This is a genomic window from Pedobacter sp. BG31, from assembly GCF_042464845.1.
Lineage (GTDB): Bacteria > Bacteroidota > Bacteroidia > Sphingobacteriales > Sphingobacteriaceae > Pedobacter > Pedobacter suwonensis.
This window is the reverse complement of record NZ_JBHNZK010000017.1, coordinates 120,493-142,622: the sequence shown is the minus strand read 5'-3', so window position 1 is coordinate 142,622 and position 22,130 is coordinate 120,493. Positions and strand designations below refer to the sequence as shown.

At 39.5% G+C, this 22,130-nt stretch carries 16 protein-coding genes and 1 tRNA gene; 5 read left to right on the top strand and 12 right to left on the bottom strand.

Annotated elements, in window-relative coordinates:
• Window positions 1-146: 146 nt before the first annotated feature.
• From ACFE6N_RS18810 to ACFE6N_RS18800, 3 genes are read right to left on the bottom strand one after another with little or no spacing between them, the layout of a single operon-like run.
• The gene (locus ACFE6N_RS18810) at window positions 147-857 is read right to left on the bottom strand and encodes a DUF4262 domain-containing protein (protein WP_378938975.1); all 711 of its coding nucleotides are present in this window, start codon (window positions 855-857) and stop codon (window positions 147-149) included.
• A 3-nt stretch (window positions 858-860) separates the two neighbouring features.
• Complete coding sequence (locus ACFE6N_RS18805; protein ID WP_378938973.1) at window positions 861-4,328, bottom strand: DUF6443 domain-containing protein; 3,468 nt, start codon at window positions 4,326-4,328, stop codon at window positions 861-863.
• Window positions 4,329-4,337: 9 nt separating this feature from the next.
• On the bottom strand, window positions 4,338-7,649 hold the full coding sequence (locus ACFE6N_RS18800) for a hypothetical protein (protein ID WP_378938971.1): 3,312 nt from the start codon (window positions 7,647-7,649) through the stop codon (window positions 4,338-4,340).
• A 984-nt stretch (window positions 7,650-8,633) separates the two neighbouring features.
• Here ACFE6N_RS18800 and ACFE6N_RS18795 point away from each other — a divergent pair.
• Window positions 8,634-8,891 (top strand): hypothetical protein, encoded by a 258-nt coding sequence (locus ACFE6N_RS18795; RefSeq protein ID WP_378938969.1) that lies wholly within the window; start codon window positions 8,634-8,636, stop codon window positions 8,889-8,891.
• A gap of 290 nt (window positions 8,892-9,181) precedes the next feature.
• Window positions 9,182-9,376 (top strand): hypothetical protein, encoded by a 195-nt coding sequence (locus ACFE6N_RS18790; protein WP_090987167.1) that lies wholly within the window; start codon window positions 9,182-9,184, stop codon window positions 9,374-9,376.
• A gap of 240 nt (window positions 9,377-9,616) precedes the next feature.
• On the opposite strand, the gene ACFE6N_RS18785 is transcribed toward ACFE6N_RS18790, so the two are convergent.
• Window positions 9,617-9,865 (bottom strand): hypothetical protein, encoded by a 249-nt coding sequence (locus ACFE6N_RS18785; protein WP_378938967.1) that lies wholly within the window; start codon window positions 9,863-9,865, stop codon window positions 9,617-9,619.
• Window positions 9,866-10,200: 335 nt separating this feature from the next.
• On the opposite strand from ACFE6N_RS18785, the gene ACFE6N_RS18780 reads away from it, so the two are divergent.
• Both ACFE6N_RS18780 and ACFE6N_RS18775 read left to right on the top strand, forming a co-directional pair.
• Window positions 10,201-10,274: transfer RNA gene (locus ACFE6N_RS18780), tRNA-Arg, on the top strand.
• A 539-nt stretch (window positions 10,275-10,813) separates the two neighbouring features.
• Window positions 10,814-11,209 (top strand): hypothetical protein, encoded by a 396-nt coding sequence (locus ACFE6N_RS18775; RefSeq protein WP_378938965.1) that lies wholly within the window; start codon window positions 10,814-10,816, stop codon window positions 11,207-11,209.
• A 126-nt stretch (window positions 11,210-11,335) separates the two neighbouring features.
• Here ACFE6N_RS18775 and ACFE6N_RS18770 read toward each other — a convergent pair whose 3' ends face one another.
• From ACFE6N_RS18770 to dinB, 7 genes are all read right to left on the bottom strand, one after another.
• On the bottom strand, window positions 11,336-11,815 hold the full coding sequence (locus ACFE6N_RS18770; protein WP_378938963.1) for a hypothetical protein: 480 nt from the start codon (window positions 11,813-11,815) through the stop codon (window positions 11,336-11,338).
• A gap of 543 nt (window positions 11,816-12,358) precedes the next feature.
• Window positions 12,359-12,688, bottom strand: coding sequence for a hypothetical protein (locus ACFE6N_RS18765; protein WP_378938961.1), 330 nt, complete (start codon window positions 12,686-12,688; stop codon window positions 12,359-12,361).
• Between the two features lie 54 nt (window positions 12,689-12,742).
• Complete coding sequence (locus tag ACFE6N_RS18760; protein WP_378938959.1) at window positions 12,743-14,428, bottom strand: hypothetical protein; 1,686 nt, start codon at window positions 14,426-14,428, stop codon at window positions 12,743-12,745.
• 104 nt (window positions 14,429-14,532) lie between these two features.
• A complete protein-coding gene (locus ACFE6N_RS18755; protein ID WP_378938957.1) occupies window positions 14,533-15,114 on the bottom strand; it encodes a Crp/Fnr family transcriptional regulator in 582 nt (193 codons plus the stop codon).
• A gap of 518 nt (window positions 15,115-15,632) precedes the next feature.
• Entirely contained in the window at window positions 15,633-15,866 is a 234-nt protein-coding gene (locus tag ACFE6N_RS18750) for a hypothetical protein (RefSeq protein ID WP_378938955.1), read from the bottom strand.
• A gap of 285 nt (window positions 15,867-16,151) precedes the next feature.
• Entirely contained in the window at window positions 16,152-19,169 is a 3,018-nt protein-coding gene (locus tag ACFE6N_RS18745) for a DNA polymerase III subunit alpha (protein ID WP_378938953.1), read from the bottom strand.
• A 2-nt stretch (window positions 19,170-19,171) separates the two neighbouring features.
• Window positions 19,172-20,488 carry a DNA polymerase IV gene (dinB, locus tag ACFE6N_RS18740; RefSeq protein WP_378938951.1) on the bottom strand — a complete coding sequence of 439 codons (1,317 nt, stop codon included), beginning with the start codon at window positions 20,486-20,488 and terminating at the stop codon, window positions 19,172-19,174.
• A 431-nt stretch (window positions 20,489-20,919) separates the two neighbouring features.
• Here dinB and ACFE6N_RS18735 point away from each other — a divergent pair, with 431 nt between their 5' ends.
• On the top strand, window positions 20,920-21,105 hold the full coding sequence (locus ACFE6N_RS18735) for a hypothetical protein (RefSeq protein WP_378938949.1): 186 nt from the start codon (window positions 20,920-20,922) through the stop codon (window positions 21,103-21,105).
• 26 nt (window positions 21,106-21,131) lie between these two features.
• Here the strand turns inward: ACFE6N_RS18735 and ACFE6N_RS18730 are convergent, their stop codons facing one another.
• Entirely contained in the window at window positions 21,132-21,779 is a 648-nt protein-coding gene (locus ACFE6N_RS18730; RefSeq protein WP_378938947.1) for a response regulator, read from the bottom strand.
• Window positions 21,780-22,130 lie beyond the last annotated feature (351 nt).

The window sequence follows — 22,130 nt, the reverse complement described above, 5'->3', positions numbered from 1 at the left end:
AGAGCTATAAACAAGAGAAAGTAATAGATAAATTAACGATCTCAGAAGAGCAAAAAACATATTCAGAAATTCAATCTGACAATTAGCAAAAACTAACCAACTGTCAGATTAAGTAGTGGCTATTACAAATCAGGTCATGAGGATTATTATTCCCACTTCTGCCATTCTGAATCTTTACTTTCTCTCCATAAACCTTCACCTATAGATAAATCTACAATTGGCCATAACGTAGCATCTATCCCTAAGATTGTTCCCAACGGAACTATTCTAATATCCTCTTCCTTAACATCTGGCCCTGGCCCCGAAAACATTTCCCATACACCTTCTTCCCATCTGGTAAGTTCAATTATTGTCTTGCCTATTAACGCATCAAAATCAGTAATTACATAAGAATTTACTGGTGCTTTTATATTCCAATCTATATCTAGCCATTTCCAAATAGGATCATTTAGATCTCTTGATTCTGACATTAATGGTATATCTAGTGTTCTTTCTACTGGAATAATTTGATAAGCGATAATTTCACTTGTGTCATAATAATCATAAACGCCCAACATCATTTTTTTAGCCCAAGATGGGTCTACCTTGCTCAGATAAAAAGTACTTTCGTCTGGTAATGAAAACTTAGAATCAACCGTATATCCATATTGTAATTGATTAATTACATAATCAAATACTGCCTCATTACCTTTTACTGAGTTAAATCCTCCTGCCATGATCAATTCAAAACCTAATTTTTCAGTTAATCCAATAGAGTAAGAAAAATCTGGATGCTGTCCACCGTTAACGAGCGTAATATGATAGCCATTTTTATCAATATTTGTTCTGATAATATCTAAAAACTCCTTATTTGTCATTAGTTATTTTTTTGTACTGTGTAAATAAGTATGACATTCTTTACAGACAGGAGTAGTTTTTGTCCCGCCATCTGCATGTCTCTTCGGATAATGATGTGACCTTGTGTCTTTTGCTTTTGTTTCATTACCACAATTCGTACACTTATTGTCATTAGCTTTTCTTTCCTGTTCTTTTTCCTTAGCTGTCGGAACTCTTGATTTAGCTCTTTGCGAAGCAGGGACTGTCCCTTTACCCGTTGGCGATTTTTCAAGTTTTCCTGCTGTACCTCTTGCTGTTGCACCAGATTCTGAGGTTGCTTGTTTTCCCCCAGAACTCTTGCTTGAATCTTCATTTTTCAGAACAGTAGAAGATTCTTTATTATTCGAATGAAATTTATCCCACAGATAAACTGCTCCCCCTCCTATAATCCCTCCAACAACAATACCTCCACCTACTACCCATCCTACAGGGGCACCAACTACAGTACCAGTTCCTGCAAGGGCAACTGCTCCTCCAGCAGCAAGCGAACCGCCAATGATTCCTCCTGCAGTAATGCCTACACCAACTTTAGGCCCTGGCCCACCATCAAAATCTTCATTAAAATCTTCGCCAAACATTCCATCTGGATCCGTATGGCGAATAGGATCATCAAACGCATAAGCATAAGGAGTTGTTTTTCTATCAAGCTCCGCCAGCGGATCTACCACGTTCCACCTGCCTATAACCGGATCATAGAACCTTGCACCGTAATCATAATGCCCGCCAAGTTCATCCTGAATCTCTTTGCCATTGTAAAGATATTTATTATTTCCGGACATTAAACTGTTGCGCTTACCGAAAGGATAATAATCATCAACCTGTAACGGCCTGACCAGGCCGTTGTAAATATCAAAGGTATAACGTACGTTCCCCAGATGATCTGGAAGGTTATAATGATAACTGTAACTATTGTCACCGTTCCGTTGCGCTACACCCTCCTCTGTATGAATAATATCGATATTGTTCCCTTCATATTCAATGCCATCTATATACTCCCTTACCGTGGTCAGCCCATTCTCCGCAACAATTTTTCTCAGTTTATTGCCCGAGGCATCATAAACATATTGGATGTTTTTACCGTTTCCAACGGCCCCGGAAGGCAGGTTCATTGTATTATAGCTAAATTGCATTCCGGTCCTGCCATCTAGCGTGACATTCCCGTTAGCATCATAAGCATAGTTTCCGGCAACATTATCGATACGCTGTAGCCTGTTGCCATCATAATGATACTGGTTCATTGTACCACCATCCCTGCCTAGCTGGTTGATGTTGCCCATGTTGTCATAATTCAACACCTCTCTCATTGCAGGTCCTAAGGAAGGATTAGTATTAACCATACTACCATTTACCAATCGATCCATTTTATCGTATTGATAAATAAATTCGTTGTTCAGAGATGTTCCCCAGCGTTGATTAGAAATATTCCCAGTATACTGCGGGTACGTTCCGTCTTCATATTTCAGTTCCATATTGAATTCTTTGGAGCTGCTGGTCTTAAGCCATCCCCGTTCGTTATATCCAAATATGGTCTCTTGCATGAACGATCCGGAGGAAATCTGGGCGGTAAAGGTACTTCCCTGGGCGACGGAAAATCCATCTGATAGGGTGATGCTTGCGGAGGCGGTTACAGTACGCGATTGACCAGGAGCCAAAGCATCTGCACTGCCTAAAACCACATTCGTATCACTCGGTGTGGCACTGCCATGTAGGCTCTTTTTACTGGGTTGACCAATTTCATTGTATTCGAGTTTGCTCAACACTACTGCTCCTTGCTTATTGATTTCGGAGGTGGTTGACAATTTCCTGCCAACATGATCGTACGTAAAGTTATTTTCAACAAGAGTGCGGGCTGTGGGCGTACTTCCCGATACATGAGATCTTACACTAGAGGTTAGTTCTCCAGCAAAATTGTAAGTAGAGGTAGTTTGGTCATAACTATCTGCCGATACTATCCCCCCCTTATAATGCTGCTGCCAGCTTCTCGCTATCTGCCCTTTTTCATCATAATAGTTCACCGTCCATAAAAAGGTATCGGTGGTGCCTAATACAAGTGTTTTACTTGCCGTGAGCAGTCCTCTGGTCTTATTACTATAACTGCTGCTCTGATTATCTGGGAGACCCTGTATATCATAGTTATCATAATAGTTCACTACTTCAACCCGCATATCAACCGAGTTCTGAGGCATGGATAGATTGCTGTAGCCATGCATATTACCCTGATCATTTGTGCGCACCTCCCAATTATTTGCCTGAGCATCAAACATTTGCTGTATCTGCTTCCTGTTTAATACGCGGTTACGCTCTGTTCCAGTCATTACCAGTCTTCCCAGCGCGTCGTATTTATGAAAAGTATGGTAGGAACCTGGTGTAAAGCCCGTAATCTGTTCTGTCTGCTGGCGGGCATCCTGCGTAAAAACAACCTGATCCAGTTTATTATATACCATGTTTTCCCAACCCTTGCCTGGCACCTTTTTCTCAATTAGACGGTTCCGGCCGTCGTACCGATACTGGTAACAGAAGTTATCCATTGCTATTGCGTCTGGGGCACCTCCGTCCGGGTTGGCCCCGGGAGGTAGCACAAAGGACAGATTTCCGAAGTCATCATAAACATAATACGTAGGCAAAGCTTCTAAAGTACTGCCGACCTGGTTAAACACCCTTCTTAGTATCACCCGGTCATCTTTATCCTTATATTCTTCGATTGTACCTGCCTTGCCGTCTGCTGGTAACCAGTTCTCATTCTTCGAAATGTTTAGGTACAATTGCCCTGTAGCATAGTACCCTGTGCCATTTAACGTGCGTTCCTGCTCATGCCCTACAGCCGTAACGGCTGCAGCACTGTATTGGCGTACCGCAAAACCTATGGTAGAATAAGCTGTAGAACTGTTATTTGTGCTATAATCAACAAGTACCGACCTGCCAGATGTGGCTGTTCTGGTACCGGGCTGCCATACCGAGCCTGGCGCACCCTGCTCCAGTACACGGTTTAAAGGCGATGCCTCGAAAACTGTCTGCGAAAAGGCAGCGTTGGGTGTAGGAATTACACCAGGAGAGTTCCAGTTCCCATTACCGGGAGAAGTGAAAAAGGAATTCTGATCACTAATTCCCGAAACCTTAAAAGTTCCGTTACTCGTGCCAGTGGTAGCCACATATGGCAAATATTTCTTTTCTTCACGGCCAAAGGCATCATAAGCCATTGGGGTTACCATGTCCCGCTTACCAGGGCTACCCTGCCATTGTACAATCTGTAAAGGACGGCCCAATCCATCGATATACTTGATGGTCCGGTTAGCAGAATCTACAGGCAATCCTGAAAGACTCGCAACTGTTTTATGCCCCGCTGCACGAACTCTTGTCTCTAATATGTAATTCTGACTACTGCTAGGTGTTTGCGCAAACGTTACCTGAATAAATATCAAAATATAGAATACCGCGTATATTAGTTTTTTCATAAGAGAGGTCTAGGGTTTAAAATGGTATTCGTAAGATTTAACAATATGTCCATTCTGGTCCTTTACGACCACTAAACGCAGAAGCGCATCATATTCATAATATGTTGTTATTCCCTTTGGATCGGTAACACTGGTTGTACCTACAAGAGGGTTATAAGTATACATTGTTGCTTGTGAATTGGGCAGTGATCCCCTTAATGGTGCTAGCAAAGTTCTAACCTGTTCATCTGAACCCGGATTGTTTCCGCTCAATTGGTCAATAACATTCTGGCCAAGAACAGTTACTAAGTTCTGATAGGTGGCATTCTTAACTTCAGCCACCGGATATGAACTATTGTATCCCCACAATATCCCTACTGGTATACCATCCACATCTTTATACTCCTTTACTTTACCATTGGTGGTATAATCCAGCAGCGTCTTTTGTACAAAATTCTGAGGATAATAATTATTAGGATCATGGGATGGTGCAGCCTCCAATGAAATATTCTCATATTCGTGGGTTTGGGTAACATTTCCCGAGTTATCCCTGGTAAAAACTTCACCCGAAACAATACTCCCCGAATTAATATTAATTTGCTTTAACGGCAAACCTATAATATTTTTTGACTTAAGGGTTGCTATATTGCCCAAATCGTTAAAATCTTTCGTGTACCATATTTTTTTTTCAAAGATTTTGCCGGATGAACCCGTCCTTAGAACGCTGGAGAGCAGAAAATCGCCGTTGTTATAGGTGTTATTGCTTTTTTCTATGACGAAAGTCCCATCGCTGTTAAAGGTAGTATCGGTTACCGATAAAACAGCATGCCGATCGGTAGGTAGATAAACGTTACCCGAATTAAAATATTCATAATAGTGAAGAGGATTTTCGTCTCCCAAAACCACATTCGCCTTAATGCCAAAATTAATTCCCTTAAGTATTTCAGGTGACTCCTGGTAAGTTGGAGGGGTTGGCGTATAAGTGTAAGATGTTACCTGCCTTTTATTAAAGATACCTCCGGAATTCTGATATATTTCTTTTTTCAAAATATCTCCGTTCCGCCAGCTTAACGGGATTGCGGGAGGGTAAGGAGGGTTTGCATAGTCACCCCCTATTATGGCCTCATTATCATAATAATAAACAGTTTTGCCGTTTTCGCCATTTTCTCCCGATAGTTCAGTAACCTGTTTGTAAGTTATCGGAAAGCCTAGCTGTGGGGTTAGATTATGATTTCCAATGGTGTATGCAGGACCGCATACCATATGCGTCCAGGGTGATTGCACCAATGATTCAGCGATTACGTCATAAGTATCAACATACTTTGGATATTGGTTTAGTATGGCCTCTGCATATTTAAACCTTCTAATACCGGCTATATGTCCTGTATAATCAAAATCTTTAACCCTCAATACCCTGTTTCCACCCACATTAACAATCATTCCGCCTGGGGGCACTTTATCCTCACCAATGTACAATACAACTGAATTCTGGGTGGTCGATTCATCACAGCCGGAATCAAGTATGTATTGATAGGTTCCTGGGGATAAACCATAATATTTCGAACCAGAGGCACTGGCACCACTATTGGCAATCTCCTGCATTATCGTCTGAACAACATTTCCATTTTCTATTTTTTGGACCGTGCATGTAGGGATAGACATATTGCTGCTGGTAAGCGACCAGAATATTTCCGCTGCATTAATCTGATGATCGATAGTAAAAACTCCAATCTCATAACCTCCCCCACCGGTACCACCAGCAGCCCCTTCCTCACAATTCGTATCTGCTGAAAGAATCTGTGTAGTTAAAGGCCTATTCACAAAGTCTAGATAGGTATATTTTGCGAGGGAATTAAAGGATACCTGATTGGGCTCGTATTCGATTTCGGTATAGCCACCTGCAGGGTATGTAATCCTGCGTAACATACCAGTAACCGAAAAGTTGTTAGGACTATTATTGTTATGTCCAAACCTACTGATCAGGCCGGGTATAAAAGTACTGTAATCTACGTTGGTAACGCTATAGGGCGAATTACCGGCACCATTGTAATATCCCCAATGGTCTATACCATAGGTACGGTCTAAGCTAGTTATGAGTGGAACGGCTGTCAGATCTCCATAGTATTCAAATCCATACCGTTGAATATTTAAGCTGTTAGATGGATCAGTTATGGTTAACTGATTTAATTTCAAGCGACTATTATTATCATAACTCAAAACAATTGATTTTATAATCTGATTGTTTTCGTTCGTTATCTGGATGTTATTCAGTGCATTTGCCTTTGCGCCTGATAGCCCTAGTATATCATTTCGTAAAATTGTACCAAAATTGACTGCCCGTCCCTTAAAATTTATCGTTTTAAGTATATTTTGGGCGATGGTTGTTGTTGAATATGAAGTTTTAGGCCCGTTAAAACTTGAGTAACAACGATATCCTGATCCGTTATCGGTTATACTGGATGCACCAAAAGTAAATGAGGTGTTTTGGTTATTGATTGCATACACAACATCAGGAACATATTGAAAAGTGACACTATCGTTGTTTGGTGTTATAACTTCATCCAAATTCCAGGTACAGGCGCCGCCTGTAGGAAATCCTCCATCTGGATCAGTAACTGATGTACCAGAATTACCACTACTGGTCGAAAAACGAAATTTATAGCCTTTTTCATCAGTGACAATAAAGCCATTTCCTAATGTGAACTCTATTTTATATGGCTCGTACTTAATAAACTTGGCAGTTGTACCATCAAAATAGAACTTAACTATCTTTCCAAAAAGATTCAGGGAGAATACATCTTGCTGGGTATCTGCATTTCCTCTTAGTACATTCTTGATGTAAAGATATTTTTGATTGGGATCCGACATCACTCCATTCAAATAATTCTGAAGAGATGTTCTGGCATTTTGATCGCGGAACAGACCTCCGGGCATCAAATCATTCATCCCCCTTATTTCCTGCATAATATATCCACCTGGCATGAGGTCCCAACCATGGCCCACCCAAGTTGGGATATCATCAGGTTTCATTCCTGAATTGGAATAACTTAAGTCTATAGGAATCTTCAAATTTTCGTCAATATCGAGGGTATAAAGATTGATATTCTGACTGATCTGTCCGGTACTATAGTTGATGGGTATATTTCCATATTTTTCAAAGGAGGCGACATTAGGTGCTATGGGATTAACGTATTTTTTCAATTCTTGCTGGGCACCTGCACTTGTACAACCCAATAGGGAAACAAGAACAATAAAAACCCTTAAGCAATAAACTTTTTTGCGAATGACGCATGAAACAAAATTCTGTACCCGCACAAAGAAATGACGAAATCCTATACGCATAGGAGATCTGTTGGTTAAAAACATGGTATGACGATTATGATTGTTGTGGACTTTATAAGGATAAGAGTAAATCAGGCAGATCCGGTATTCTTGAAGAGCGCTCTACTAAAAGACCGATTTGGATGATAAGCTATCCGTCTCATCAAACTAAACCAATAGGTATTTGTTATCAAATCCATTGAGTTTAACCTGAGAGCCTTGATTGTCCCTTTTTTTGGGCCTTCGTAACGATATGAAAGATTTAAGAGCATTAGTGCGTTTGATATGAAACAAATTTAATTTACGCACTAAAACAAAAGTGAATCTTTATATTATCAAATTGTTAAAAGTTTAATATTATCAAGAGCTAAGCTTATTATCAGACTTCAGTGAGAGCTCCCTCTACGAACCAATAGTACACCTAAACTTCATTCTATTAAAATCTGCATAACACTAATATTACTGTCATTTGGTGTAGTTATAACATCAAGCTACAATAACTAATAATTCGTAATTAAGTGAGTACTAAAAGCGAACTGATGTAGAATTTGCAACAGATATTTGAAGTACAAAATCTAAGGGATTGTTGCAAATCCTACTGATTCAAGATAAAGATATTCACTTATATAGACAACGATAGACAGGCCAAACAATTTGGATTTAACTATGGGAAATTGCTGTAGAGATTCTTGATGGGTAATGGACAGAACATGTATTCTGCTTAGTTACGCTTTATGTGCAAAGTGCTCAATTTTCAGTTAAACCTTAATAAAACGCTGCCTCTTATTTATCTTCTAAGCGTAAAACTATTAATCTCTGATGAGACCATTCTCTTCAACCTACACATTAAGATTGAAGCGCCTGTCTGTAAAAATCTTATATCCACTCATACTTGCAGCGATATGCGTTTAATTGCTTAGTGGGTGTGATGTTCCGACACCACCAAGAAGTAGGCTGTTTCGCTCATCTGCTGAAGGGTCGGATCGTGTTTTTCTTGAAGGATATATGCACAAACGATATTGGTACAGATTTTTCTCCGCTAAAGACCAAAACTTACCCGACAGTATTTTTATTTACGATCCGGTTAGAAGGCATTTTGCTATCATGTCAGCATCCGGGCAAATCCCGGCATTATATAATTATAAGGTACACGAGGATCGAAATGGCAAGAAAGTATTGGAACAGCAGAAAACGATGATAGTGAAAGTATACCGTAAAGGAATGATGAAGATCGATACCCTGCCTCAAATCAAAGATAATTGATGTAAATGACTTGAGGTAAAAACATATCCTCATTACTTAACTGATTTGGTCAATTTGCCCTCCTGACGGGTGATGGCCAAACGGCTTTACCGATTTCTAAAGAAGGCTTTGGCTCTACCGTCTCATTACATTGTGCTGAATATTTGTATAGCCTAGCCCGCCGCTGATACGATGCAAATATTCCAAATTTCCTAACGAATATAAAATAGTACTGTACGAATGTAAATCAGCCTAGCTCATTAGTTTTTATCTGTGTTATATTCATATCTGTTAAATAAAAAAACTTAACTATGAAAAACTTAGCAAAAAAACTAACTGTTCTTTCCAAGGAAGAAATGAACAGTATCAAGGGTGGTATGCGATGGACCAATGACAGGGGCGGAAACGTTATAGACCGTAGAAAGTTAGGTGGTGAATCGATGTGGTCAGTAATGCAGCGCATCAAATCGTACACGGCTTTAGAAATCCTAAACGGTGCGTATTAAAATTTAAGAGTGGAACAGATGGTGCTATCCTCTTTACTGGTTTATTTACAAAGCCAGGTTGAAGAGTGACTTATCGGCCCCACAAGTTTTAAACGGTATCTGATGTGGACGGGAGGATCAGTTCTTCCGGCCACATTAATGGATTTGTAATTACCGGATCAGTAAGATCATATTTTTTGGCGGGTCAAACTTCCGTTTGATAAAGGCAATTAAATATACTGGTGCGGATCAAGTATTTTTTCACAATGCGACTCTTTTTCTGGCAAAGTTTCTTGCTGCTTTAAGTTCGGCAACCAATTCATCGTCGGTTTGGTCAGATTCCCAGGAACCATATAACGCATCCAGAGAGATTTCTTTCTCGTTCTTTGCGGTCGTTTTCATTGATTCTGATATTCGGGCGATCAGTTCCAGTTTATTGTCTGGACTTAAACTTTTCAGCAAGGTGAAGTAACTGTCTATTATGTTGATATTTATATTTGCTGTTTTCATTTCCTGTCGTTATTTAGTATTACAAAGATAATAAAAAGTGGTTTTGCTTTAGATGACCGTTGAATATCCTTTTGAATTGATATCAGGATAAATGGTTCGTCAAATGCCGATGGTTTAGATGAGGAATAAATCCTCTACCTGCTATTATTGATGAATATGGCCAGATAATTGGCCCTTTTACTATTTAAAACGGATTTGATAACCTGGAGCTTTGATTTTAATTGCTTCTTTTTTAAACACTTATTTAAAATAGCAAAAGTGTACCCTAAATAGTTTAAAATATATTTTTACATATTAAACAGAACTTCTATATTTGCAGCTCATTAAAAAAATGGGCCTCGGTAGCTCAGTTGGATAGAGCAACGGTTTTCTAAACCGTGGGTCAGGGGTTCGAATCCCTTCCGGGGTACTTAAAATGGCTTTCAGATCAAATCTGAAAGCCATTTTTATTTTAACGTATGCTACATCTGTTTGGAATTTTGCGCACCGGTTTAAAATTATTTAATTAATTATAAATTGAAACGTTTGGTTTGACGGGTTAGACAGAAACCACATACCATTACTTCTCGATATCCGGATTGCAATCTATTTCTTTCTTTTAGCGGGATGGTTTTAGTTTTGGATAGGCAATGATTTGCTATCAGATATCATCACTGAACTCACTTGTTCCGGCTATACGCGCTAAATCAGTACCAACAGGTAAGTGCAGATATAGGGATAATGGCCTGATGATAGTTTGCAATGGTATTAATTTCGTAGATCATGGTATGCGTATGGTCACCTAAAAGTTATTCTCTAACATGCAAACCTGATTAACAGGCTGGTTGACTGAACCGGAGAACTTTAAACACAACTAGCGTAAGCCTTTTTTGATGTTATTGATCATCAGAGCCGCATAAAACAATTACTAAAACGGTCTGTTAAATCTAATTAAAGTTAATGCACAATATGATGAAATACCTGATGATGATACTGTATTGTTTTCTGATCTCTACGCTGGTAAGTTTGCTTGGGGTATTTATTTTACAGACGATGAAGGTAATGGGTACAGCAGACACTGATTTTATCAACTTACCTTATGGCATTGCAGTCGGTTTTAACATCTGCCTGGCTTTTGGCACCCTGCCAATATTATTTAACCTCAATAATAGGGTTAAGTTTAGCCCGGTAATGAGTGGCTTAAGCTTTTTTCTACTGCCATTTATGCTGGTATTACTCGCCTTATTATTGATGTGGGACGAGCCTTGGCCGGGAATACTCTTTGCGCTTCCTTATTTATCAGTATTAATTATTTTCTTTATGCGCTTCAAGCGCAGACAGCGTTTAAAGCAATATCATCAATAAGATTTCCTTTGAACCTGGTATTGAACATGCTATACCTGGAGGGCACCATCTAAAGTAATGAATAGCTGGCCGACCGGATGTAGCGTAAGAAATGAAGCACCTGCTGTATTGGTACCATAATGATTACTAAGCGGGATTGATTATTCCAATTATTATAGAAATAAGAGACATCATAAATGAGAAAATGGGGAGTATTGAAGTTATAAAAGCATAAATGAATGATACTGTCATAGCGTTAATTATTGTCTTTCTGTTTTTTGAAAATTGTGGTAATAAATAAGTGATAAAGGGAATTATGGCTATATAAAATACGCCTTTTATAAGTTCTTTTTCAACAAAAACAACAGCTAATACAATGAAAATATTTGATATAATTAACCAGTTTTTATAAACTTTTGCATGGCTTAATTTTGTAACGGCAATTAATCCAAAACAGCTGGGTAAAGTAAGCATTGAAAGCATGTAGAATACGTTATCAATTCCTTTGCCATCATTATAAAAATAGTGTTTATATGTAAACCAAATACTCATTGTCAAGCAAATTCCATTAATGATGTATAGGGGTTTGCTAAATTGCTCTGTTTGCATTTTAATTTGTGATTCCATTTACTTACTTTAATCAGTTAATTGCAGGGACCATTACTATTGCAAAGTTAATTGTGTAATGACGGATAAAGCTTTTTGAGTTTTATCCGGGCATCTTTAATTTTCAAAACTGCCATTTAATTTTGCTATGCTTATTCTTTCTGTTGTTTTGCATGCCGCCACCTCTTCATTGATTTTCTGCAGTGTTAAAATATGCCTGTTTAGGCATTGGCCATCCAATGCATGTAATGCTATTCCGGCCATAATGAGCCTACTTCCATGTTTGGGCGTATAAACGAACTCGAACCTATCTCATAGCATTATAGCCTCTGCTGGTTCAAATGTTTCATAAAATGGAGAGACCGAATGTTATACTCGCCTTTTTGTGAACGATTGGCTTATTAAAGATGCAGCGCAGGAAAGTGAAAAAAAGAAGTTTAAAATTGCGGTCCAACTAATCTTCAAATGGTTGGAGAAAGCAACTTAGAAGCTAAAAATCCCTCTAGACGTATGAAAATAGCGGTTATAGGGCTTTTTTTATGCAATTGCTTAAGTGACTAAATATTAATTCTTATACGGTAGTTTATACCTTTCATCTTTAGTGTTGAAATAGCTATGCCAACGCCAGAAAGCGATAGGATTCTTCCAAAAAGTTCGATATAAGATAGCATCTTCTTCCTTAACTTTATTGCTTTTCACATATGCTTTGAATGATTCTTTTATTCCAATTATGTTATTGCCACTTCTATCGGCCACATCGAAATTTCCTGATGCATTCCTGTATCTATAATGCTTTTCATCTAGAGTATAGTCGAATAAATAGTGTACCGGCGGAATATTGCTTAGAATAATTGTTATACAAGTCAATATGATTAAAATATATTTCTTTTTCATCTATCGGTAAATTTATGTTGAATACTTAAATTCAATAGTTATATAGTTTTGTTATCAATTACAACTTGATGAATTGGGAGCATATCCATCTGCAACGGACGTTCCACTTTTGCCATCATCTTTCATTTCCTTTATTTTTCTATACAGCCCATTGGGCGTTCTACCATAATTACTCGTAAGAACATGCCAGTCAGATACAGATACTTGATTGCCATAACTTAATGCAGCATTAAAAACAGTTAAGGCATAGTCTGTGCAGTTAAAACTATTAATATTGTATTTCAAAGTAGAATATGAGATAGCGGCACTTATCGCTCTTTCAAAATCCAAGCGACCTATATTAACCGTATAGCTGCCGTTATACTCATGGTGTGTTGCTCCGTCATCCTCAATCTGGCTATCAACATAAAGAGTTGATAAACTTTTGTATCCCTTTTTAGGATAAAAACCAAAAGTTTGTGTAATAGAATTTGCGCCATTAGTTTTAGTTAAAGTAATAAAAGCATGACCAACTCTATCTGGTCCAATTAATGCAAGTGAATTTGAATTATTTGGTAGATCTGCACATATTTTTGCGATGTAAATTGTATTTGAGTTGTCGGCTATGCTATTAAAGCAATCTAACTTTTTTGCTAAATCTATCCCATCGTTAAATGACTCAACTTCATAGCTATCACCAGGATCTTGTACATTTACTTGCCCGGAACCAGAATTACCACCGCCGCCGGTACCTCCACTGCCGCCGCCGGTTCCTAGACCGATGCCGCCAGTACTTGCACATGTTGTATAAAGTACCTCGTAGTTGTAAGAGCTAATGGTGGAAAGCATTAAATTATAATTTGATTGAGTAGCATCTGCTGCATAATCAAGTGCTGTACGTATGGTATATCCTAGGCTGGTGTTATCGGGTATGTTATAAAAAGTCAGTTCGTTTCGATTTCCATATGTGGGCACTTCATAGTCTAGATTCTTTGCATATGTCAGATATGAAAAGACTTGGTTTCTAAAATAGTTCATAACAACATTATCATTGCCTGAATAGCTATTTGAAGGCATAGTGAATATGTAATAAAAGTCAGCATTGACTACAGTTTTACATTCGCGAGTAGACAGATATGAGGTGGTAGATCTATTTTTAGGAGCGACCGACATTGTTTTTTTCCTTACAGATGCTATATGCTCGTCATTAAGTTTTTTTTGGATAATTTTTTCTTGATTGATAATGTTTTGAGGTATGGTTAGGCCCATCATTGAGAAATTATAAAGAATAGTTTGCAATCGACGTTCTTCTGAAGAGCTCCCATCAGAAGGAGAAGGTGCCGTATAATTCCTCATATTAGCTTGGAAATTATTTTTTTCACTGCTGAAAGATAATTCTAAGGCCTTGACACATGGTTGATTATTTTCAGTAACCGGCACATAATAATTAATACTGCGTTCAGCATTTGTTGAAATTCTAATTACTATCTTTTTCCAATCTAATTGTTCGTTCGGCTTTAGTGAAGCCACAACCGGGTGGTCTTTAGAATAAGCGGTCCATTTTGCATAAAGTTCCTTAACAAAAGAGGAGGCTGATTGATCTGGTTGAGACACGTCTACAAAATCAGCCTGTTTTTTGCAGGAAATGGCAACGATAGCTATAAGCAGTAAATAGTAACGATAAAATCGCTGGATTGAGGTTAAGCTTTGCGTCATTTTAAATAGTTTGAGATTGATGAATTTTGTATTTTTGATAAACATAACTTTGATTTTGAGAAAACATCTCCTCACTATATTAAGTTATACTCCAAAAATACCAGGTCACTCTTTGAGATTTTTTGACAAAAGTCACAAAATGAAAATGCTTACTTTTTTCTTATCCGGCTTAAAGTTTCTCTGCTTATGCCCAAATATGAAGAGATGTGACTGAGAGAAACTCGGTTAAAAAGTTGAGGCTGGTTTTGAATCAGCTGCTCGTAACGCTGCTTGGCGGAAAACATGCGCAGCGCGTTTGCCTGTGCTTCGTTACGTATATAATATAATTCTGTCAGCCTTCTTCCGACTATATTAAATTCAACAAAATGCTCATAAAGCCAATCTAGTTTTTCTTTCTGAAGAACTATAAAAACGCTATCCTCCAATGTTTCAATATATTCAAAGCTAGGCTGTGAAGTGAAAAAACTATATACTGAAATGGCAAGTTCATTTTCAAATAAAAACCAAGTATTTGTTTCGATACCCTCTTTGTTGAGGTAGAATACCCTGACAGCACCTTTCACTATGAAATAAATACGGTCACTTTTTTCTCCTTCACTTAAAATTTTTTGGTTTTTAGGTAAACTAATAATTTTGCTCTGCTCAATGATGGCCTCTTTCAATATATTGGACAGCCCGCCCATTTTTGAGAATACATGAAACAATTGTTCATATGGAGTTGATTTTTGCATTAAAATAGATTTTCATACAAATTAGAAATTTATATAAACATTATGCAGTTTAAGTTAAATCTATTCTCGATGTGGCTTTTTTTTGTATAGAAAGATCGGGTTTTAAAGGCAATGCTTTTTGGTACGCATTGTTGAAAAACAGAAAACCTAAAGTTTTTTCTCTATATTATTATCTAGGGATCTGTATAGATATTGCAAGTAGAAGATAATTGGCACAAATTTCATTTGCTATACTCTACCATTTAACGCTCGCTCGCTAAAGCAGGTGTCAGCATTGTTGATCAAATACGTATTCAGCTCATTGGTGATTTTATAGGTTTGTGCAAACTTTTTACTTGTCTGATAAACATCCTGCAGCACTAGAAATGGTAAGTAAGTATTATCTTAAAAAGTCCTGAAATTAGATAAAAACCGGAAGCTTTTTATTTTGATAACCACGCTTAATCCTGATAAAAGTTGAATTAACGGATTTAGGTGTAAGATCGCCAGGTCTGTAAACCTATAGTCTACACCCAAAACTAAGCATCTTCTCCATTCCAAACATCATCATCAGCCTGCCTGATGTTGTTGTGACCGGAACTGACGCTCTTTAATTCTTCGTGGTGGTAATTTCTTTCGGGATTTTCGGGCAAGGTATCAGCATGATGATCTGGAACTTGCTGCCCGTGCGCTGGCTTTTTTAGCTCCGGCAGGTCATCATGTACAACAGATGGCATTAAAATTTTCTTTGTGGGCTTATTGTGGTTTTCCATAATGATAATGGTATCAAATTTTGAGCCACAAGCAACATGCGGTTATTTTTTTTAGGGCGAGGGTAGCTGATGGGTTTAAGACCCGTAACTAAAAAAGGGCAATTATGCAGGGGTTACCAAAATCAGTTTAACATACCCCACTCCCCTTTAACCATGATAATTACCTTGAAAAGATCGTTTCGATAACCTTAAGGCTGGTAACTTATGGTGAAATTTTTATGGTAACAATAAAAAACTGCCATTGGATGGTTTTATTTTCAGCCCCCATCCCCTCACCTGTTTTTTTTAATGAATAGCGACCGGATTTAGCTGAATAGCTAATTTGGCAAACCTGAGCACCTCTATGCTCTGAAAACCGAAATCCTCTACCACTTTGCCTAAAATAAGGTAACAGCCTTTCCCTTTAAAAGGATATTGCGGACTGGTGTTGGGGAAATGGGTGGTATCAAAAAAATCGCCCCTGGCATCTAAAAAGGTACCGAACCACATTTTGTTGTTTTTAATGGTATGTACCGTTTTTTCGCATACATAATTCCCCACCATCCGTACTGTTTGGCCGAGGTACCGGGGCAGATCGGCCGCCATCACCTCTCCGCGGAAAGGTGTTTTCAGAAAATCGAACATGTTATGGTTGAGCGGATAACCCAACAGCTCTAATTCTGTATAGGCATTTTCGAGATCAGAATCTGCCAGTGCAGGGAGCTGATAGGTTTTATAACTGATTTTAAACAGTTCGGCATGGTTTACTTTTTTCTGTTTAAAACCCAGGTATTGATGCACATCCCAAAGCAGGGTTTTACGATCTTTGCCGGTAAAGCGCAGGGCACCAAGCCTGATGAGGATAATGGCCTGTTCCAGTGAGATACAGGTTCGCTTTACAAAATCTTCGAGATGGAGATACAAACCATTTGCGGCACGCTCCTGCGGAATGATTTTAATGACTTTTTCTTCCAGGCCCTGAATGCCAATAAAGCCGAGGTAGACATCCTCCCCCCTGATATTGACCACCTCATCGCTATGGTTAACACAGGGCAGATGTACTTTGGCACCTGTTTTCTGCAGTTCGTACACGTAAACCCAGCGGCTGTAAAAACCGCCGTAGTTATTCAGTACCGCTACCATAAACTCCATGGGGTAATAGGTTTTAAGGTAAAGGCTCTGGTAACTTTCAACAGCAAAGGAGGCCGAATGTGCTTTTGAAAAACTGTAACCGGCAAAAGAGGAGATTTGCCGCCAAACTTCGGTAATAAGCACTTCTGAATGGCCCTGTTTTCTGGCTGAGGCAAAAAATTTATTGACCAGTTCATCAAAAGCCAGTTTTGAGCGGTACTTTCCGCTCATGGCTTTACGCAGGATATCGGCATCAGCCAGGTTTAAACCCGCAAAATAATGGCATACTTTGATCACATCTTCCTGGTACACCATTACGCCATAGGTTTCGCTGAGCTGCTGTTTCATCACATCGCACAGGTAGACCACCTTTTCTGGGGCATGGTAACGTTCTATATACGATTTCATCATACCTGAACTGGCCACGCCCGGGCGGATGATGGAACTGGCGGCCACGAGGGTAAGGTAATTATCACATTTGAGTTTTTTGAGCAATTGCCGCATGGCCGGCGATTCGATGTAAAAACACCCGATGGGCTGTCCTTCTTTTAGGATTGCATTTACTTTCTGGTCTTTTTTATAGCTTTTGAAATCGTGGATATCGATGTCTTTATTTTTGTTCTGTTTAATGAGCTGCACCGCCTCGCGGATGTGCCCGATACCGCGCTGGCTTAAAATATCAAACTTTTCGTAACCGATGGCTTCAGCCTCATACATATCCCATTGCACCGTAGGGAAACCTTTTGGCGGCATATCTAACGCGGTATAATAGGTAATCGGCTCCTGGGAAATCAAAATCCCGCCGGCATGGATAGAACGCTGATTGGGCATACTCTTGAGGTACCGGTGTACAGCCAGCAACTTCTGGTAAGTTGCATCCGACAGATTTTCGCGTTCTTTGGCGGGATCGGTAAAACCATCTATCTCTGCTTTAGGCAAACCCAAAACCTTACCAATTTCCCTGATTACTGCACGGTCTTTAAAAGTACTCATGGTACCCAAAAACGCAACATGCCATTTTGGATAACGTTTAAATATATACTTCTGAATGGTCTCCCGCTCATCCCAGGAGAAATCGATATCAAAATCGGGCGGGCTGGTTCGTTTCTCATGCAGGAAACGTTCGAAATACAGATCAAGATCAATGGGATCTACATCGGTAATGCGCAAGCAATAGGCAACCATACTGTTGGCGCCCGAGCCCCGGCCCACGTGGTAAAAACCACATTTATTGATGGCATACCTTACAATATCAAACGTGATGAGAAAATAAGCGCAGAAGTTTTTAAGTTCGATGATGCGAAGTTCTTTTTCCAGCCGTTTAAGGGCCTCCTGGTGGTACTCGCCATAACGGTATTTAAGCCCCAATGTGGCCAGCCGGCGAAGCATTTTTTTATCGCCCTCTACCCCGGTTTTGGTATAATGAAACCTGTTTTTTGAGCTGGGTACGGTAGTATCTTCAAAATAGGCGCTTAAATCGCAGCTGTTGAGCAGCTTTTGGGTATTCTGAACTATAAAAGGATACTGCTCAAACCGCTGGGTAAGTTCGGCCTCGGGAATGAGAAATTCATCGGGATCACATTTTTCGTCGTCAGCAACCTTACTTAAAAGGGTATTGAGTGCAATAGCCCGTAGATACTCATGCAAGCGATAGGTAACTTTATCGCTTACGGTAACGGGATGCCATACCAGCAGCTTGTCTTTTTGCTTTAAAAGCGGATGTTGATACAAATGATTGAGCTGTTTTGCACGGATGCCGACATACTCGTTGGCATTTAGCGTTTTATTGAACGTTTTATAAAAGGGGTAAACGATATACACATTTTCCATTGCCGGCGGCGTTTGAGGAAGCGGAAGGTGATTGATATGATGGTAGCTTAAAAATGTATTGAGCTCGCGCATGCCTTCCTTATTTTTGGCAATGCCCACATAGCGTAAACCATTATCGCCGCGGAATTCGATACCGGCTACCGGCTTGATCTGATAAGGGATATTACCTTTGTGTATATCATCAGCCTCTTTGGCAATGCCCTGTTTGTAACACTCGCGGATAAACTCAACCGCCCCGCCTGAGTTATTGATATCAGTAAGCACCATTTGGTGAATACCCAGATGCCGTGCGGCAGCAATAAGCTGATTAATGCTTTGTGTACCATATTTAAGGCTATAAGAAGAATGCACATTTAAAAACATAATTACTCGAATGATTTGGTGCCTGTTGTTCCCTTCTCCCTCATAAAACTTCTGATTTTTGACCGCTTTCTGATTTCAGGCGCCTGTTCTGCTTCACTGATATTTTCGATCAGTTTTTTATTTTTACGCGGGTTGTATTTGATCACTTTCCCTTGTTCATCGCGGGGTGGCTGGGTAACAATACAGGCCTTTACCACTGCTTCGGCGCCATAACTGTTGCGCACCCTATCCATGGCCTGGCAAAGGCTATACTCCTCTTCAGCAACATTATACAGGCCAATCTGTTCGTAACCACTTACCAGATGGGAAAGTTTTACGCCTACCAGGCGCAGCAGCATCCGTTTTGCATATACTTTTTCGAAGAGGCGATGGGCTTTGCTGATCAGAAATGAATCAAGCGAGGTATAAGGGATCCGCTCCTGCTGGGTAACGGTTTCGAAATTGGTATAACGCACGGTGACGGTAATGCAGGCAGTGAGTTTTTGCTGGTTGCGCAGCTGGAAGGTTAACCCGCTGACCATTCCGGTTATAATGGCTTTTAGTTTAGCCATATCCATGGTATCGCTTTCAAAAGTGGCCTGTGTGCCGATAGATTTTCTTTCGCGGTAAGGCACCACGGGCGAAAGATCGATCCCGTTTGCCTTTTGCCATAAGCTTAAGCCATGCTGCCCCAAAATTTTAAACATCAGCTGTTGCGGGATCTGCGTAAGTGTGCGGATATCGCGAACCCCCATTTCGCTCAGTTTTTTATAGGTGGCATGGCCAATGCCCGGAATTTTATGGATAGCCAAAGGATCGAGAAAGGGACGCAACTCAGGAAAACTGACCTGCCTTTCGCCATCAGGCTTCGATTCGTTCGTGGCGATTTTAGCTACGGTTTTATTGATCGACAGGCCAAAGGAAATAGGCAGGTGCAGCTCTTTCATAATGGTTTGCCGGAGTGCAGATGCGAATTTCATGCAGCCAAAAAAGCGGTCCATACCGGTCATATCGATATAATGCTCATCAATACTGGCCTTTTCGAAAAGCGGAACCTGATCGGCAATCATCTCGGTAATCTCATGCGAGGCTTTGGAATATTCTTCCATATCGCCTTTTAAAAATATGGCCTGGGGGCATAATAATTTAGCCGTCCTGCCCGGCATGGCAGAATGTATGCCATATTTTCGCGCTTCGTAACTACAGGAAGCAACTACACCTCTATCGCCACCGCCACCGATAATTACCGGCTTACCGGATAACCCGGGATTTTTTCTGATTTCTACAGATACAAAAAATGCATCCTGATCCATATGAATAATCTGCCTGTTGTGATCCATTTTCTTATGATAAGGGTGATTGAAATCAAAATTACTAATATTTTTAGTTTATTTAAAAATTATAGCGCCAGCAGTTGTAAATAAATACTAACAAATTTAGCTATAAATTAATGAAATGGTTTATACCTCTACTAAAAAAAATCTAAGCTATTGATGTATTGCGGCAATGAATGAAACTGATGGTGGGCATGGTAGGATACAGACCACCCGGCCTGTTAAGCGAACTGCCGGACTGGAGGCGGATATGGACCGCGAAAAATTTGCCCGTACCCGGGGCCCGGGCCTGTGTTCCCCGCATTGATGGCGGCTTAAATTTTACGATAACAACAAGCCAAACGCCACAACAATCATTTGCCGGCCTCCCGCTTTGGTTATAAAAATAAAACTTTGTGTTATTTTAAACTGTTAACTTAACAATCAACAAGATGACTATGGAAACTAAAGACAATAAAAAAGCGGCTGAAAAAGCGCAAAATGAAAAAGGAAGCTCAAAAGATAAGGCTTCCTTTGATCAGAATGGCGAAGGGGCATCAGAAAAATTTGGCCAGGCTGGCTCAACACCTAACGAATCAGGCGATGGCGGACCTGGCACAGTAAACAAAAACAAGGAAAATTAAAAGATAAAAAGAGTGTAACACTCTTTTTATCTTTCGTAAATACTCATCTTCTCGGCCAGTTCGATGATGCTTTTGATTTTAAGCTTTTGAAAAAGCCTGAGTTTATACGTACTTACAGTACCCATTTGAAGGTTTAACTGATTGGAAATTTCCAGTACACCAATTCCTTTTGTTAAAAGCTCTGCTACTTCCAATTCACGGCCAGATAGTTTGGTGAAAGGATTATCGGCATCGTTACCCAATATGCTGTTGAACATATTTTCTTTAACATTTCTGCTGGAGTAGCGGCTACCGGCTAAAATCGTAGTAATTGCCGTTACAATTTCTGACTCTTCAGCGTTTTTGGTTAAATAACCAGATGCGCCTGATTTTAAATAAGGTACAGCATAAATGTTTTCATTTAATGAAGAGAATACCAGAATTTTTGCATTGGGCTGAACCGCCTTAAGCTGGTCGATTACCTTGAGGTTGTTACCACCAGGCAAATTCACATCAATAATGATTAAGCTTGGTAATTTTTCGGTTTCTACCAGCGCCTGCTCCATTGTAGAGGCGTGAATGATTTCGACACCAGGCCAAAAGTCTGATATTAAGCCTTTTAAACCACGACGGATAATTTCGTGATCGTCGGCGATGAGTACAGTAAAAGTACTTACGGCATTTTTTGTTTTCATGTATAATTAAGGATATTCTGCAAGTTAGCAAAAAGTTACTTTTTCCATACAATTGTAGTGAATTTTTTGTTAAAACTTGTAAATATTATTATACACAATTCAACTTTTTTGTTAAAAACTTAAAATATGCAGCTGAACAATCAATGAATTTCCTGTATATATCACTCTAACCCAGGCCCTATACACCTGCCTGTTGACCGCTGCTACCACTACCTTTTTAGCAGTTTTTACACTGCCATTACGCATGAGCAGCCCCCATATGATTTTGCTATAAGCATGATGAAACCGAAGAAAATAACCTACTGTTTATCAAACAGATAACAGCCAACATAGATCTAAAAAACACTTTTG

Coding starts and splice junctions, on each gene's coding strand:
- ACFE6N_RS18810 (WP_378938975.1), bottom strand. CDS start 857: ATGACAAATAAGGAGTTTTTAGATATTATCAGAACAAATATTGATAAA.
- ACFE6N_RS18805 (WP_378938973.1), bottom strand. CDS start 4,328: ATGAAAAAACTAATATACGCGGTATTCTATATTTTGATATTTATTCAG.
- ACFE6N_RS18800 (WP_378938971.1), bottom strand. CDS start 7,649: ATGCGTATAGGATTTCGTCATTTCTTTGTGCGGGTACAGAATTTTGTT.
- ACFE6N_RS18795 (WP_378938969.1), top strand. CDS start 8,634: ATGCACAAACGATATTGGTACAGATTTTTCTCCGCTAAAGACCAAAAC.
- ACFE6N_RS18790 (WP_090987167.1), top strand. CDS start 9,182: ATGAAAAACTTAGCAAAAAAACTAACTGTTCTTTCCAAGGAAGAAATG.
- ACFE6N_RS18785 (WP_378938967.1), bottom strand. CDS start 9,865: ATGAAAACAGCAAATATAAATATCAACATAATAGACAGTTACTTCACC.
- ACFE6N_RS18775 (WP_378938965.1), top strand. CDS start 10,814: ATGATGAAATACCTGATGATGATACTGTATTGTTTTCTGATCTCTACG.
- ACFE6N_RS18770 (WP_378938963.1), bottom strand. CDS start 11,815: ATGGAATCACAAATTAAAATGCAAACAGAGCAATTTAGCAAACCCCTA.
- ACFE6N_RS18765 (WP_378938961.1), bottom strand. CDS start 12,688: ATGAAAAAGAAATATATTTTAATCATATTGACTTGTATAACAATTATT.
- ACFE6N_RS18760 (WP_378938959.1), bottom strand. CDS start 14,428: ATGTTTATCAAAAATACAAAATTCATCAATCTCAAACTATTTAAAATG.
- ACFE6N_RS18755 (WP_378938957.1), bottom strand. CDS start 15,114: ATGCAAAAATCAACTCCATATGAACAATTGTTTCATGTATTCTCAAAA.
- ACFE6N_RS18750 (WP_378938955.1), bottom strand. CDS start 15,866: ATGGAAAACCACAATAAGCCCACAAAGAAAATTTTAATGCCATCTGTT.
- ACFE6N_RS18745 (WP_378938953.1), bottom strand. CDS start 19,169: ATGTTTTTAAATGTGCATTCTTCTTATAGCCTTAAATATGGTACACAA.
- dinB (WP_378938951.1), bottom strand. CDS start 20,488: ATGGATCACAACAGGCAGATTATTCATATGGATCAGGATGCATTTTTT.
- ACFE6N_RS18735 (WP_378938949.1), top strand. CDS start 20,920: ATGGAAACTAAAGACAATAAAAAAGCGGCTGAAAAAGCGCAAAATGAA.
- ACFE6N_RS18730 (WP_378938947.1), bottom strand. CDS start 21,779: ATGAAAACAAAAAATGCCGTAAGTACTTTTACTGTACTCATCGCCGAC.